The sequence below is a fragment of the Colwellia sp. MB02u-10 genome (assembly GCF_014077185.1).
Taxonomy (GTDB): domain Bacteria; phylum Pseudomonadota; class Gammaproteobacteria; order Enterobacterales; family Alteromonadaceae; genus Cognaticolwellia.
Window position 1 is genome coordinate 1 of the sequence record NZ_JACGVK010000067.1, and the last position, 357, is coordinate 357.

General features: G+C 30.3%; 1 protein-coding gene. It reads right to left on the reverse strand.

The genetic code is table 11. The features are described 5' to 3' along the window. A partial coding sequence (locus H4J59_RS19165) for a hypothetical protein (protein ID WP_220469691.1) occupies positions 1-265 on the reverse strand: 265 nt, incomplete at its 3' end. Positions 266-357: the final 92 nt, after the last annotated feature.

Genomic DNA, 357 nt, shown 5'->3' on the forward strand with positions numbered 1-357 from the left:
TATAAGTACACGGAGGTTCGGTGAATAAATTCAGATGTCCACATTGCAATGAAGAGTCAGTTAGCTTTATTAGAAAGTTAATAATCAGTCCAATCGTTAGCCATAAATGTTCTAGCTGTGATAAACCGATCACTGTTCCATTTAAATCTATCTTTTTAACATTACCGTCTTTGTTAATAATTCTGTTTGGTTCTAATTTTTTTAGCGTTAATATCGTTATTATTTTGTTTATATTAAGTTTGGTTTTAACTTCATATTTCCACAATAAGTACGTGCCATTAGAAAAGTCAAAACTGTAGTGGTGTAATGTACTTATAACAAGAACTTAAAGAGGGACAAAATAAAGTTGGCTGTTTT